This window comes from Nocardia cyriacigeorgica GUH-2 (assembly GCF_000284035.1).
Classification (GTDB): Bacteria; Actinomycetota; Actinomycetes; order Mycobacteriales; family Mycobacteriaceae; genus Nocardia; species Nocardia cyriacigeorgica_B.
In genome coordinates, this window is record NC_016887.1 from 4,339,853 (window position 1) to 4,353,451 (window position 13,599).

Genomic DNA, 13,599 nt, shown 5'->3' on the forward strand with positions numbered 1-13,599 from the left:
GGACCGATTACGGCCACTACCCGCGGCACGCGATGGATAAACTGAGAAATTGCTTAACGCGGTGCCCAGAATTTCATGGGCAATTCGCGGACATCGGCCGTCCGCGAGCTCGCCACACGGCAAGAACCGGCCAGCCGGACAATTAGGAGGCATTTGTTCCTCGGAATTCTCGTGCCTTATTCGTCCGGGCGGCACGCCATGGGACCACACCCCTCCGGTCCGGGTTCTCGCGCAGCGCGACGTGGCTCCGGCGGTCTGCTGCTTCGAGACTGGTGCCGTCGGCGTCCACGGATCGACTCATCCGGCGCGGGCGCGCACCCGCCGATAGGGTGAGCGACGAATTCCACCGTCACCAGGAGCCGCCGTGCCCCAGCCGTCGCCGAACCCGCCGAGCCCGGATCGATTGCATCAGCGACTGGGCCTCGGCGATGCGGTGATGATCGGCCTCGGCGCGATGCTCGGTGCCGGCATCTTCGCCGCTCTGGCACCGGCAGCGAAGGCCGCAGGCAGCGGACTGCTGCTGGGACTCGGGGTGGCCGCGGTGGTCGCCTACTGCAATGCGACGTCGTCGGCCCGGCTGGCGGCCCGCTATCCCGACTCCGGCGGCACCTACGTCTACGGCCGGGAACGGCTCGGCCCGTTCTGGGGGTATCTGGCGGGCTGGAGTTTCGTGGTCGGCAAAACCGCGTCGTGCGCGGCGATGGCGTTGACGGTGGGGTTGCATGTCTGGCCGGATCAGGCAGGGGCCGTGGCGGTGGCCGCGGTGGTGGCGTTGACCACGGTGAACTATCTGGGTGTCCAGAAGTCGGCGCTGCTGACCAGGGTGATCGTGGCGGTCGTCCTCGCGGTCCTGGCCGCGGTGGTCGTCGCCGCGACGACGTCGGCCGAGGCGGACGCGCATCGGCTGGACCTCGGCTCCGACATCACCGCGCTCGGCGTCCTCCAGGCGGCGGGCCTGCTGTTCTTCGCTTTCGCCGGCTACGCCCGCATCGCCACCCTCGGCGAGGAGGTGCGCGAACCGGCCCGCACCATCCCCCGCGCCATACCGATCGCGTTGGGTATCACCCTCGTCGTCTACGCGGCCGTCGCTGTCGCGGCGCTGGTGGTGCTCGGCCCGCAGCGCTTGGCCGAATCCACCGCCCCGCTGTCGAGCGCGGTGCAGGCCGCCGGAGTGGACTGGCTGTCACCCATCGTCCGTGCGGGTGCTGCCGTGGCCGCTCTGGGTTCGCTGCTGGCGCTGATCCTCGGCGTCTCCCGCACCACCCTCGCCATGGCCCGCGACCGCCATCTGCCTCGTACGCTGGCCGCGGTCCACCCGCGCACCTCCGTTCCGCATCACGCCGAACTCGCCGTCGGCGCCGTCGTCGCCCTCGCCGCCGCTACCGCCGACCTGCGCGCCGCCATCGGGTTCTCCTCCTTCGGCGTCCTGCTCTACTACGCCGTCGCCAACGCCTCCGCCTGGACCCTGACCCGAGCCGAAGGCCGCCCACCCCGTGCGATCCCGGTCGTCGGCCTCATCGGCTGCCTCGTGCTGGCGTTCACCTTGCCTGCGGAATCGGTGCTGGCCGGCGCGGTCGTCACGGTGATCGGCGCTGGGGTGTACGTCGTCCGGCGACATCGGGGTAGCGCGAGTTCCTGACCACGGGGGCCGCAAATGCCTCGCCTCCGTACGGGTTCGGCGCCTAGCATGCGCCCATGTCCCTGCGCACCATTCCCACCTCGATGGACCCGGCGGTCGTCGCGGCCATCGACTCGACGCTGGATCGGGTCGAGCGCGACCATCGCGCCCGCGTGCGGCTGGCGATCGAGAGCGGAAGCCGCGCATGGGGATTCCCCTCGCCGGATTCCGACTACGACTGCCGCTTCCTGTATGTCGCGAGCCTCGACACGTATCTGTCGCCGTGGCGGACCAGGGATGTCATCGAGACGCCGCTGGCCGGCCTCCTGGATGTGAATGGCTGGGATCTCGGTAAGGCGTTGCGGCTGTTGGTGAAGGGCAATGCCGTGCTGATCGAGTGGTTGCAGTCGCCGATCGTCTATCGCGGTGACGAGCTTTTCCGGGCCGAACTGCTCGAGCTGGCCCAAACAGTCGCCGACCGCAATCAGGTCGCACGCCACTATCTACACCTGGGCAGCAGGCAGTGGAAGCTGTTCGGGCACAACGGGTCGCTGAAGAAGGTGTTCTATTCGCTGCGCCCCGCCATGGCACTGCGGTGGCTGCGCGAACATCCCGACGCGGCGGTTGCGCCGATGCACCTGCCGACCTTGATGGCGCAGTGCGAGTTGCCCGCCGACCTCGTCGCGGCGATCACCGACCTGACCGAGGTGAAATCGCGGACCCGCGAAATGGGCAGCGGCTCGGCGCCGGAGCCGATCGCCGCGTTCATCGCCGCGGAGTTCGATCGCGCCGACAGCGCGTTCCCGAAGACGACCGGCCGCGATATGGCTTCGATCAAGGAGCTCACAGCGGCGTTCTTCCGCAAGGAAGCGGCGGGCGCACCGGCGTAGCACGCACCTGTCCGCAGCTCAGCTGTCCGCGCCTACTGCCGCGGAATACGCGGCCGCCAGCCGTTCGCTGGGGCGTGGCGCGGACGGGTCGGGGCGAGGGGTCCCGAGATGCTGTTCGCGCAGCTCGTCCATGAACTCCTCCCACAGCTGTGGGCCGCCTTCCTCGAGCAGCTCCGCCCGCACCCGCAGGCGGTGGGTGGTCTCGCGGTGACGCAACCCCCATGACCCCAGCTGCGCCATGATCGGAACCAGCTGGATGGCGGCCTCGGTCAGACGGTACTCGGCCTTGCGGCCCGGTCCGGCGTCTTCGCGGCTCAACAAGCCCGCCGCAACCAGCCGCTTGAGCCGGTCGGACAGGATATTGGAGGCGATGCCTTCTTCCGACCCGGCCAAGAGCTCGCGGAAGTGGCGGCGGTTGCCGAACATGACGTCGCGGAGCACCAGCAGCGTCCAGCGGTCACCGATCACCTCGATGGTCGCGTTGATCGGGCACCCCGAACGTCCGTCTTCGCGCATATCGCCCTCCTCCGATACAGACCTACCGCTTGCAATATACAACCACCAGTGGCACCGGCGCCCAGCACGGCCGCCCCCAGCCCCATGAACGTGACCAGCTGTCGGATCATTCGATTCAATCAACCGCTCTACTTCCTGGCATCGACCGCATTCGGCCGCTGCTGTGACAGGCTGAGCGCATGAGCTCCCCCGCCGGCAATCGCCAGGGCGACGCCACCCGGCTGCGCCTGATCAAAACAGCCGAGCGCCTGTTCGCCGATCAAGGCGTCGACGCGGTCTCGGTGCGGGCCATCAATACCGCGGCCGGGCTCGGCGCGGCCTCGGTTCACTATCACTTCGGCAGCAAGGACGAACTGCTCGCCGCCGTTCTGATCGAACTCGGTGCGTCGGTGCGCGATCGCATCCGCACCAACGTCGATCTACTGGCCGACGCACCGCATCCACCGGATGCCGAAGCGCTGGTGCGGGCGGTCACCACGCCATATCTCGAACTGCTGCAACGTCATCGCACGCGAGGAATGCGCTGGGTCAAGATCATCGCCCAGATCGCACCGCAAGGTCATCCCGCGCTCGCGGCGACCGACCAGCATCTGCCCGAGGTCCTGTTCACCCAGGTCCGCCGAGCGTTCCCGGACGCCGACCCGCAGCGGCTGGCCGCCCGGTGGGCGGTGTCGCTGATGGGATTCGTGCAGGCGCTGAGCCAGGCCGACGACTGGAGCCGCGACGGCACCCGCCTCACCCCCGAGGAGCTGGCGACCTTCCACGAGGACATCGTGACGTTCGTGATCGGCGGCGTCGAACGTCTCCTCGGTTCCTGATCGACGCCCGCCGCGATGTTCCACTCAGCGGGATTTTTCTGGATCATGTGATCCAACTCTCTGGTACACACAAACCCGTGAGCGGATGTGACTCCACTCACTCTCTCGTCCCGATCCCGTCAGGAGACGACGCCTGTGTGGACTTCCCGATCACTGCGATTCGGCGCCTTCCTCGCCCCGTATCACCCACTCGATGCCGACCCGGCGCTGCAATTGCGACGCGATCTCGACCTCATGGAACACCTCGATCACCTCGGCTTCGACGAGGCGTGGATGGGTGAGCATCACTCCACCGGCGCCGAAATCGTCCCCGCTCCGGACATGTTCATCGCCGCGGCCGCCGAGCGCACCCGGCGGATCCGGTTCGGCACCGGCGTGATGTCGTTGCCGTATCACCATCCGCTGATCACCGCCGACCGCATCACCCAGCTCGACTTGCAGACCCGCGGCCGGCTGATCGTCGGCACCGGGCCGGGCAAGATCCCGCTCGACGCGCACATGATGGGCATCGACCCCAGCGATCAGCGGCGCCGGCAGGGCGAGGCACTCGAGGCGATCCTGGCGCTGCTGCGCGGCGAGGTGGTGAACACGACCACCGATTGGTTCACCCTCCGCGATGCCCGCGCGCAGCTGCCCACCTACGACCCCGCGGGCATCGAGGTGGCGGTCGCGTCGACGATCTCGCCCAACGGCTCGGTGCTGGCCGGCACCCACGGTCTTTCGCTGCTATCGCTGGCCGCCGGTTCGCCCACCGGTTTCGACGCCCTCGACCGCAACTGGGGTGTGTACGAGAAGGTATGTGCCGATCACGGGCATCTCGCCGACCGCTCGACGTGGCGGCTGGTGAATCCGATGTTCCTGGCCGAATCGCGGGCCGACGCCGAGCGTGCGGTGAGCCGCCGCATCGGCGCGATGGCCGCCTACGTCAACCGGCAGACCGGTGTCCGTCCCGAGTGGGCGCAGTCGCCGCGCACCATCATCGACCAGTGGCGCAACGACACCCTCGGCGAGTTCGGCCAGGCGATCATCGGGACCCCGGACGAGGCGATCGCGCAGATCGAGCGGCTGATCGCCAAGACCGGCGGGTTCGGCACTCTGCTGGTGCTGCACGTCGACATGGCGAATTGGGAGGACACGCTGCGCAGCTATGAGCTCTTCGCCGCCGAGGTGATCCCGCATTTCAAGCGGCGCAATGCCGGCCGGGAGGCGAGCCTGCAATTCGCCGAGGACAACCACGAGTACCTCATCGGCGGGCTGGTCGGCGCGATCACCAAAGCGCACACCGACTACTACGGCGATCAGCAGGGGGCGTGACGCATGCGTGCAGCACAGTTCGCCGACGGGGAATTCACGGTGACCGAGGTGGCCGATCCGCCCGCGCTCGGTCCCGGGCAGCTTCGGATCGCGGTCGCCGCGTGCGGGATCTGCGGGAGCGATCTGAGTATGTCGAAGGATCCGTATCGTTTCGTCGCGGTGGCCGAGAAGGCCGGGTATCCGCTGGCGGTCTTCGATCCGCGGCGACCGGTGGTCCTGGGGCACGAGTACGCGGGGACGGTCGTCGACACCGGAAAGGATGTCACCGATTTCGCGGTCGGGGATCGGGTCGCGGGCATCGGCGTCAGCACCGAGACAGGCACCGGGATTCCGACGATCATCGGCTATTCGAACGAATATCACGGGGGCTTCGGCGAATTCATCGTTGTCGACGCGTTCTGGGTGCGGCACGTCCCGGACGGATTGTCGCTCGAGCATGCGACGCTGGCCGAGCCGCTGCATGTGGGTGAAATGCATGTCCAGCAATCCGGTTTGACCGCAGCCGATTCCGCGCTGGTGATCGGCTGCGGCCCGATCGGGCTCGGCGCGATTCTGGCGGCGAAGGCACATGGTGCGCGTACCGTCATTGCCTCCGAACCATCTCCGGCGCGTCGGGCCCTGGCCCGCAAGCTCGGCGCCGATATCGTCGTCGATCCGAACGAACAGGACCCGATCGCCGCCTGGAGCGAGCTCGCCACACCTGGTGAGGGCATTCTCATCGCCTACGAATGCAGCGGCCGCCCCGGCATCCTCGATTCACTGCTGCACACCATGCCGTTCGGATCGCGCATTCAGGTGCTCGCCGCCGGTTTCGCCGAGGAGACCATCGTCCCGGTGGTGGGCCAATTCCGGATGATCGCGATCAATTTCGGGCACGGCAGCTATGACCGCGCCTACGACACCGTGCTGCGGCGTCTGGCCGACGGCGAGATCGATGCCGAGGCGATCATCACCGGCCGCGTCGGTCTCGACGGCGTCGGCCAGGCGTTCCGGGCGCTGCGCGACCCGGACGACCACGTGAAGATCCTCGTCCTGCCACACGCGTGAGGACCTTTGTCCGGAAAGGAATTCCACGATGCCCGTCATCGATCCATCCCGCACCTGGGAACCGCTCGAACAGCGCCTCGCCGACACCACCGATCGTCGGCATCGCATTGTGCTCGGCGCCGTCATCGAACATATGCGGGCCGAAGCCGAACCCGACCTCGATGCTCTGATGGCGACGTTGTCGGAGGCGCCCGACTATCACTTCTGGAACGCCGGCGTCGACCGGGGGCCGAAGGGGACCGACAGCGTCCGCCGCTACTACACCGATTTCCTGGCGACGCGCTCCAACATTCTGGAGTTCGATATCGACCGCGTCGTCGTCGACGACCATTGTGTGGTGACCGAGGGTTTCCTGAAGCAGATCTATCCCGGCTCCTACGCCGCCCGGCTCGGCCTCCCGGTGGACGACGAGGCCGCCGACTATCTGGTCACCAACCGCCAGCTCATCCTGTGGCCGGTGGACGAGGACGGCCGGATCATGGGCGAGGATTCCTATCAGTCCGGGCCCGCCGATATCACCAAGCTGCGGCCCGACCAGCTGCCCCAGCAATACATCGATCTCATGCGGTCCGCGGAGTGAACCGATGACCGACGGAGCCGATCACCATCCCGACATCGCCCGCATGCTCATGGCCCGGCTCGGCGACGATCACCTCGGCCTGCGCACCAGGCAGCAGGACTGGACCTGGGACGCGGTTGTCCGCGAATCAGCCGCGCGGGCGGCGCTGGCGCGAACACTGCGGGTGGACGGCCCGTTCCATATCGGGGTCCTGCTGGACAATGTCGCGGATTTCGTGTTCTGGCTCGGTGGCGCCGCATTGGCCGGCGCCACCGTCGTCGGAATCAACCCGACGCACGGGGCCGCCGAGTTGCGAGCAGAGATTCGTTTCGTCGACTGCCAATTGATCGTCACCGATCGCGCGGGCGCGGCGCGGTTGCGGGAACTCGACCTCGGTCTGACTCCGGACCGCTTTCTCGTCATCGACGATCCCGGCTACGCGGAATTGCTCGACCAGCATCGCGTCGAGCCCGCCATCGCCGGTGGCGTCGGCGCCGAGACGCTGTTTCTGTTGCTGTTCACCTCCGGCACCACCGGCCGGTCGAAGGCGGTCAAATGCAGTCAGGGCAGGCTGGCGCGGCTGGCCTACGCGAACTTCAAGTACGGCCACCACCGCGGTGACGTCGACTACTGCTGTATGCCGCTGTTCCACGGCAACGCCCTGATGGGTCTGTGGGCGCCCGCCCTGGCCTGCGGCGCTACCGTCTGCCTGACGCCGAAGTTCTCCGCGTCCGGATTCCTGCCCGATATCCGGTTCTTCGGCGCCACCTTCTTCACCTACGTCGGCAAGGCCCTCGGCTATCTCATGGCCACCCCCGAAACTCCGCACGACCGCGACAACCGGCTCGAACGCGGCTTCGGCACCGAGGCCGCACCCGCCGACAAGGCCGAATTCGCCCGGCGGTTCGGCGCCCCACTGCTCGAGGCCTACGGCTCCAGCGAAGGCGCGGGGTCGGTGCGGCTCGATCCGGATGCCCCGGCCGGCGCTCTGGGTCGTCCCGCGCATTCGGGCATCGCCGTGGTCGATCCTTCGACGCGGCGCGATTGCGCGCCGGCCCGCGTCGACGAGCACGGCCGCGTCCGCAACCCCGACGAAGCGGTCGGTGAAATGGTGAACAAGGACGGTGCGGCGGCCTTCGAGGGCTACTACAACAACCCGGCCGCCGACGCCGAACGCATCCGCAACGGCTGGTACTGGACCGGCGACCTCGGCTATATCGATGAAGCCGGGTTCCTCTACTTCGCCGGCCGCCGCGGCGACTGGATCCGGGTGGACGGTGAGAACACCTCGGCCTTACTGATCGAACAGGTCTTGCGCAGGCATCGCGCGGTCGTGGCCACCGGTGTGTACGCGGTGCCGGATCCGCGTTCGGGTGATCTGGTGATGGGTGCGATCGAAGTGCCCGACCCCGAGGTGTTCGATCCGATCGAATTCGCGTCGTTCCTCGCCGGCCAGGTGGATCTGGGCCGCAAAGCCACGCCACGACTGCTTCGAGTGCCGTCGGCGCTGCCGGTCACCGGATCGGGCAAGGTGATCAAACGTCAACTGCAACAACAGAAATGGCGGACCACCGATCCTGTCTACCGCTGGGACGCCGGCGCGTATCACCTGATGTCGGAGTCCGACAAGGCTGCGTTCGAGGACTCGTTCGCAGTGCACGGACGGCAACGCCTGCTCTGAGATCGGCGCCGAAAAGGGGCAAGCCCCGCACCGTACGGTGCGGGGCTTGCGAAGTCACGCTGTTCAGATAGCGCGGACGTCCTGAGCCTGCGGGCCCTTCTGGCCCTGCCCGATCTCGAACTCCACACGCTGACCCTCTTCGAGGGTCCGGAAACCCGACCCGGAAACTGCCGAGTAATGCACGAAGACGTCAGGGCCGCCTCCGTCTTGCGCGATAAAGCCGAAGCCCTTCTCGCTGTTGAACCACTTCACGCTGCCTTGAGCCATGTTCTGTACTTCATACTTCCTGTAGATGAGCCGAGCAAATGTCAAGCCCGGTCTCGCCTACAACGATGCCATGGTTTGCGGTATTCCTCCACATCTGGAGCACGTGACTGTGAGGTAACTATCCCTCGGCGCATTCCACTATGGAGTGTGGACGATTGCCCAGGTAACGGGCGTGTCACGTTCCAGTGCCGCACGTTCACCCCGCGGCGCGCCCGAGCAGCCCGCCCACGATCAGCTCCGCGAGTTCGCGCGCGGTGTGCTCCTGACTGTCCCGGGTGACCGGCGCGGCCCGCCCCAGCCGATAGGCCAGCGGCAGTTGCACCAACCCGGCCACCGGGCTGATCACCGCGAAGAACAACACGTCCATCGACACCATCGGCATGCGCCCTGCGGCCATCAGCCGTTCGAGGGCCGGGATCATCGGACCGAGCGTCGGCGCCACATAGTTGTCGTACAGGTAGTCCAAACGCTCGGACTCACAAGCGAATTCGTCGGCGAGCAGACGCCCGAACAGCGGTGTTTCCACGGCAGCCTGATAGAAGTGGGTGATCACCGCGCGGACCAGGTCGGCGTCGTCCAATCCGGAGTCGAGCAGCTGCCGGCGTTCGTGCTGATCTTCCCGCAACGCCGAGTCCACCACCGCGCGCCAGAAGGCGGCCTTGGAGCCATAACGGTCGTTGATGAAGTTGTGGCTGACACCGAGCCGCCTGGCCAGCTCCCGCGCCGAGGTGCGGTCGTAGCCGAGCTCGGCGAACGCCTCGATCCCACGACGCAGAATCTCCGCCTCCGCAGGCACCGCCCGCGCACCCGTCCCAGGACGCCCCGGACCCCGGTTATCCACCTTCACCGTCATGGGTTCATTCTCCCGAACACTCCCCACCTGCTCATTTCGAGAGGCAGCCTTCACTTGACACCTGTCAGAATACGCATAATCTGACAGGTGTCAGGCAATCCATTCGACGGGAGCATCGCCATGGCCCGCACCACACCGGACATCACGGTTCCCGACCTCACCGGCAAGCTCGCGGTGGTCACCGGCGCCAGCGACGGCGTCGGCCTCGGCCTCGCCACCCGCCTCGCCGCCGCAGGCGCGGAGGTGATCATGCCGGTACGCAATCCGGCCAAAGGCGAGTCCGCAATCGCCAAGATCCGCGAGCAACACCCTCACGCCGAACTCTCACTACGCGACCTGGACCTCTCGTCACTGTCCTCCGTCGCCGGCCTCGCGCATCAGCTCATCGACGAAGCCCGACCCATCCACATCCTCGTCAACAACGCCGGCGTGATGACCCCACCCACCCGCCGAACCACCCACGACGGCTTCGAGCTCCAATTCGGCACCAACCACCTGGGCCACTTCGCCTTGGTAGCCCGCCTGCTCCCCCTCCTGCGCGCCGGCCGGGCCCGGGTGGTCTCGCAGATCAGCCTCGCCGTCGACCAGCACGCCATCAACTGGACCGACCTCCAGTGGGACCGCGCCTACAACGGCAACCACGCCTACAGCCAATCCAAAATCGCCCTGGGCCTGTTCGCCCTCGAACTGGACCGCCGCAGCCGCACCCACGGCTGGCGCCTCACCAGCACCCTCTCCCACCCCGGAGTCACCCCCACCAACCTGCTAGCCGCCCGCCCCGAACTCGGCCGCTCCCGCGACACCACCCTCGTCCGCATGATCCGCGCGCTCTCGTCTCGCGGAATCCTCTTCGGACGAGTCGAAACCGCCCTCCTCCCCGCCCTCTACGCCGCCACCTCCCCCGAAGCTCGCGGCGGCCACCTCTACGGACCCAACGGATTCCGCCACCTTTCCGGAGCACCCGCGGAACAGAAGCTGTACTCGCGGCTGCGTAGTGCGGAGCAGGCACAGAGAATTTGGGAGATTTCCGAGGAGCTGGTGGGGTACCGGTTTCCCATCGCGCGGAGTGAAGCTCCGGCCTGAGAACGTTCCCGCGTGTCGTCTGCACCGATGAGTTTCGGGCGCGTGAGTCGTCCCTACCGGTGAAGAACCGACAGATGGGAGCCACGCATGGCAAGGCCGTTTCGATTCGGAGTCGTCGCTCCGCTCAAAACTGATCCGCCCACCTGGCGAGACCGAGTCCGCCGCATCGCCGACTACGGGTATTCGACGCTGCTGGTGCCCGACTTCCCGCAGACCCAACCCGCCCCCGGCCCCATGCTCGCCACCGCCGCCGCCCTGACCGACATGCGCGTCGGCACCTGGGTATACGCGTCTCCCCTGCGCCCCGCCTGGCTGACGGCATGGGAAGCACATTCACTGACCCTCCTGACCGACGGCCGCTTCGAGATGGGCATCGGCACCGGCCGGCCCGGGATCGAGGACGAACTCCGCGACAAAGGCGTACAGGCCACCCCACCCACCGAGCGACTGAGCGAAATCCGAAAAACAGTCGACACGCTGCGAGACCTCGATGGACGCGACCATCACACCCCCGTGGCGATGGCGGTATACGGCCCGAAGGCACAAGCGCTCGCCGCCGAGGTCGCCGACATCGTCACCTTCACCCTCGGCGACCACCCTCGCAGCGAAGTCGCCCGCATAGCACGGGACTTCCGCACTACCCGCGACATCGAGCTGGCCCTCCACGTCCCCGTCATCGGCGACACCGTCGCCCTCCACATGGCCCACCCATCCACCGACCCCGCCGCCCTCCGCGCAGCGGACGCGCTCACCGTCCTACCGAACGATCCGGTAGAGGCCAAAGATGAGATCCAGCGCCGCCGCGAAGAAATCGGGTTCTCGTACTTCGTCATCGGGGCCGACTTCGCCGAGCTGTTCGCGCCGATCGTCGCGGAGTTGAATGGGCGTTAGCGTGGACGTGCGGGCGCCCCGGCCCGGGCGAGTATCGCGTCAGCGCGCGCGTGATCTCAACCCCGGTCGTGCGGCCACCAGATCGCCGCGGCTATCGCAAGTATCGGGAGCCCCACGGACGGAGCGGAAACCGGTCTTGAGGGTGTAGTGCGCCGGTCATCACCTCTCGGGAGCTACAGCCCGGCGACGAGATCGCGCATCAGCACATCGAAGGTCGGCGCGTCCGGCCATCGTGGCCGCAACGAGCCGACGCGGTACCAACCCCACTTTTGGTAGGCCTCATAGGCACGCCTATTGCCTGGCTCCACCAGTAGAGTCGCCCGCTGTTCCGCACGACGACCCAACAACTCGTCATGCAACGCTCGCGCGATCCCCTGCCCCATGAACTCCGATCGCACCATGATCTCACTCAGGGCGAAAGTCCTGGCCCCATCTTCTGTCGTGAACCCAACCTCGGCTTCATCCAGCCGAAGCCCTTCCCACCACGCGCTGTCCCGACGCAACGGCCAACCCCAGGCCTGCCCACACACGAGTCCTGCCGATTCCGCGATCACCAACTCGAATCCGGACTTCCGATCGGGGCGGGTATATGCCTCGAAACGCTGCATGAACGCTTCAGGCGACTCGAACTCACCACCCAAATTGATCCGATCCACATACGCTCCGCGAAAGATCTCTTCGATCTGATCGCGGCGGTCGCGCGCTCCAGCGGCGTCATAACGATGGAACACCAAGTCTCCGAGGCTCAATCTGCGTCCTTTCGATGTCATATCGCAACCGCCGACCGCTGTACCAATTCATCGAACCGCCGGTTGAACTCATCGTCGGATCGACCTTCGGCAGCGACCCGAACCGGCTCGAGGATCCGAAGTGTCCGGGTCGAAGAGACAGATCGTTCGAGTTCAACGAGCACATCGAGTGCTTGCTCCACAGCTGTTCCGACGTCTCCGACGCGGGCAAGGGCGGCCGTCCAGCCAGCGCGATAAGCCGCCGAGTTTCGCGCTCCCGAGTGGTCGAGGGCAAGGTCAGCCGACAGTTCGAGCGACTTCCGTAGATCGCCGAGGGCGCCGACACCTGTTGCCTCATGGCATCGCACCTCGGTCTCAGTGACGAAACGCAGCCATAAAGGACACTCGTCGAACGCCTCATGCTCCATCGCGTGTTCGAACTCCCGCCATGCTGTCGCAATGGCGCGCCTGAAACCCGACCGGTCCCCGAGAACGCCGTACGACTGCGCTTCGCGTGCCGCAATCAAGGCATGAATACGCCCTGGTGGTTGCTTCCCAGTCAGCTCTTTCGCTCGCTCGACAAGTCCTAGCGCGCGGTGCGGATTTGCCTGGCCGATCCGACTGAGGGCCACTACTTGGTTGGCGACGTTCAGACACAGATGCACGGTGAGCTGATCGTCGCCCGATTCACCAGCCAGTGCGAACGCTTCCGTGTAACAGCACCGCGCCAGCTCGTGCATATCCGCGTCGAAAGCGAGCCAGCCTGCGATGGTCGCGAGTTCACCGACTGCGCTGATGTACGCCTTACCTGCCCGCTCCGTGAACTCCCAGGCCTCCAGCACAGCTTTCGCGCGATTCAAGCCGACGACCGCCTGCCGCACCAATGCGCCACCGCCGACTGCCTGCTCGCGCTCGGCGAGCGTGTCGACTTCGGCCATCAATCGCGCAGCGTCACTGACACCGATGCGCCCACCGCTCACCGATAGATTCATGGCTGGACCCACTACAGCCGCCCCGCAGAAGATGCCGAACTCACGTCGCTTCATCTCATCGACCTCGACTTCCCATGCCCCGGTCGGAATGCCTGAGTCCAGGCTATCGCCACCGGCACCGGTTGCCGGACCGATTGCCAGGACATCTAGCGCCCCGAAACCACCACCGACCACTGCCTGGAAACGAGCGAGCTGTTCAGCATCCAATCCGGCCAACACGCTATCGAGTGCCTCGGCGGACTCACCACGAACCGGTCTCGCCGCCGTTGCGCGCTCCCATTTCCGGATCGTAGGCGGTTCATAGCCCACCCGCTCGGCGAATCGCTCCTGCGTCATCCGCAT

The 13,599-nt window shown here is 66.7% G+C and carries 14 protein-coding genes; 9 read left to right on the forward strand and 5 right to left on the reverse strand.

What is annotated here, in order from left to right; translation table 11 throughout:
• Positions 1–364: 364 nt before the first annotated feature.
• A complete protein-coding gene (locus tag NOCYR_RS19685) occupies positions 365–1,639 on the forward strand; it encodes an APC family permease (protein WP_048833546.1) in 1,275 nt (424 codons plus the stop codon).
• A 56-nt stretch (positions 1,640–1,695) separates the two neighbouring features.
• Positions 1,696–2,508 (forward strand): DNA polymerase beta superfamily protein, encoded by an 813-nt coding sequence (locus tag NOCYR_RS19690; protein ID WP_014352156.1) that lies wholly within the window; start codon positions 1,696–1,698, stop codon positions 2,506–2,508.
• An 18-nt stretch (positions 2,509–2,526) separates the two neighbouring features.
• On the opposite strand, the gene NOCYR_RS19695 is transcribed toward NOCYR_RS19690, so the two are convergent.
• The gene (locus tag NOCYR_RS19695) at positions 2,527–3,024 is read right to left on the reverse strand and encodes a winged helix-turn-helix transcriptional regulator (RefSeq protein WP_014352157.1); all 498 of its coding nucleotides are present in this window, start codon (positions 3,022–3,024) and stop codon (positions 2,527–2,529) included.
• A gap of 179 nt (positions 3,025–3,203) precedes the next feature.
• Here NOCYR_RS19695 and NOCYR_RS19700 point away from each other — a divergent pair, with 179 nt between their 5' ends.
• The 5 genes from NOCYR_RS19700 to NOCYR_RS19720 all read left to right on the forward strand — a co-directional run bounded on the left by NOCYR_RS19700 (position 3,204) and on the right by NOCYR_RS19720 (position 8,443).
• Positions 3,204–3,842, forward strand: coding sequence for a TetR/AcrR family transcriptional regulator (locus NOCYR_RS19700; protein WP_014352158.1), 639 nt, complete (start codon positions 3,204–3,206; stop codon positions 3,840–3,842).
• Between the two features lie 135 nt (positions 3,843–3,977).
• Positions 3,978–5,156 (forward strand): LLM class flavin-dependent oxidoreductase, encoded by a 1,179-nt coding sequence (locus tag NOCYR_RS19705; protein ID WP_014352159.1) that lies wholly within the window; start codon positions 3,978–3,980, stop codon positions 5,154–5,156.
• A 3-nt stretch (positions 5,157–5,159) separates the two neighbouring features.
• Positions 5,160–6,203, forward strand: a complete 1,044-nt coding sequence (locus tag NOCYR_RS19710; RefSeq protein WP_014352160.1) for a zinc-binding dehydrogenase — start codon at positions 5,160–5,162, stop codon at positions 6,201–6,203.
• A gap of 28 nt (positions 6,204–6,231) precedes the next feature.
• On the forward strand, positions 6,232–6,783 hold the full coding sequence (locus NOCYR_RS19715; RefSeq protein WP_014352161.1) for a nuclear transport factor 2 family protein: 552 nt from the start codon (positions 6,232–6,234) through the stop codon (positions 6,781–6,783).
• Between the two features lie 4 nt (positions 6,784–6,787).
• Entirely contained in the window at positions 6,788–8,443 is a 1,656-nt protein-coding gene (locus NOCYR_RS19720) for an AMP-binding protein (RefSeq protein ID WP_014352162.1), read from the forward strand.
• 63 nt (positions 8,444–8,506) lie between these two features.
• Here NOCYR_RS19720 and NOCYR_RS19725 read toward each other — a convergent pair whose 3' ends face one another.
• The gene (locus NOCYR_RS19725; RefSeq protein ID WP_030521844.1) at positions 8,507–8,710 is read right to left on the reverse strand and encodes a cold-shock protein; all 204 of its coding nucleotides are present in this window, start codon (positions 8,708–8,710) and stop codon (positions 8,507–8,509) included.
• A gap of 196 nt (positions 8,711–8,906) precedes the next feature.
• Positions 8,907–9,563, reverse strand: coding sequence for a TetR/AcrR family transcriptional regulator (locus NOCYR_RS19730; protein WP_014352164.1), 657 nt, complete (start codon positions 9,561–9,563; stop codon positions 8,907–8,909).
• 120 nt (positions 9,564–9,683) lie between these two features.
• Between NOCYR_RS19730 and NOCYR_RS19735 the strand changes: the two genes are divergently transcribed.
• Positions 9,684–10,646, forward strand: coding sequence for an SDR family oxidoreductase (locus tag NOCYR_RS19735; protein ID WP_014352165.1), 963 nt, complete (start codon positions 9,684–9,686; stop codon positions 10,644–10,646).
• 87 nt (positions 10,647–10,733) lie between these two features.
• Positions 10,734–11,537, forward strand: a complete 804-nt coding sequence (locus tag NOCYR_RS19740; RefSeq protein ID WP_014352166.1) for an LLM class flavin-dependent oxidoreductase — start codon at positions 10,734–10,736, stop codon at positions 11,535–11,537.
• A 173-nt stretch (positions 11,538–11,710) separates the two neighbouring features.
• Here NOCYR_RS19740 and NOCYR_RS19745 read toward each other — a convergent pair whose 3' ends face one another.
• Together NOCYR_RS19745 and NOCYR_RS19750 are read right to left on the reverse strand one after the other, a co-directional pair.
• Positions 11,711–12,286, reverse strand: coding sequence for a GNAT family N-acetyltransferase (locus tag NOCYR_RS19745; protein ID WP_231855966.1), 576 nt, complete (start codon positions 12,284–12,286; stop codon positions 11,711–11,713).
• Between the two features lie 17 nt (positions 12,287–12,303).
• A complete protein-coding gene (locus NOCYR_RS19750) occupies positions 12,304–13,593 on the reverse strand; it encodes a hypothetical protein (RefSeq protein ID WP_158430180.1) in 1,290 nt (429 codons plus the stop codon).
• Between the last annotated feature and the right edge of the window lie 6 nt (positions 13,594–13,599).

Excerpts from the sequence above, each read along its gene's own strand:
- NOCYR_RS19750 (WP_158430180.1), bottom strand. The coding sequence starts at position 13,593 with ATGACGCAGGAGCGATTCGCCGAGCGGGTGGGCTATGAACCGCCTACG.
- NOCYR_RS19710 (WP_014352160.1), top strand. The coding sequence starts at position 5,160 with ATGCGTGCAGCACAGTTCGCCGACGGGGAATTCACGGTGACCGAGGTG.
- NOCYR_RS19695 (WP_014352157.1), bottom strand. The coding sequence starts at position 3,024 with ATGCGCGAAGACGGACGTTCGGGGTGCCCGATCAACGCGACCATCGAG.
- NOCYR_RS19715 (WP_014352161.1), top strand. The coding sequence starts at position 6,232 with ATGCCCGTCATCGATCCATCCCGCACCTGGGAACCGCTCGAACAGCGC.
- NOCYR_RS19720 (WP_014352162.1), top strand. The coding sequence starts at position 6,788 with ATGACCGACGGAGCCGATCACCATCCCGACATCGCCCGCATGCTCATG.
- NOCYR_RS19725 (WP_030521844.1), bottom strand. The coding sequence starts at position 8,710 with ATGGCTCAAGGCAGCGTGAAGTGGTTCAACAGCGAGAAGGGCTTCGGC.
- NOCYR_RS19735 (WP_014352165.1), top strand. The coding sequence starts at position 9,684 with ATGGCCCGCACCACACCGGACATCACGGTTCCCGACCTCACCGGCAAG.
- NOCYR_RS19730 (WP_014352164.1), bottom strand. The coding sequence starts at position 9,563 with ATGACGGTGAAGGTGGATAACCGGGGTCCGGGGCGTCCTGGGACGGGT.
- NOCYR_RS19740 (WP_014352166.1), top strand. The coding sequence starts at position 10,734 with ATGGCAAGGCCGTTTCGATTCGGAGTCGTCGCTCCGCTCAAAACTGAT.
- NOCYR_RS19700 (WP_014352158.1), top strand. The coding sequence starts at position 3,204 with ATGAGCTCCCCCGCCGGCAATCGCCAGGGCGACGCCACCCGGCTGCGC.
- NOCYR_RS19690 (WP_014352156.1), top strand. The coding sequence starts at position 1,696 with ATGTCCCTGCGCACCATTCCCACCTCGATGGACCCGGCGGTCGTCGCG.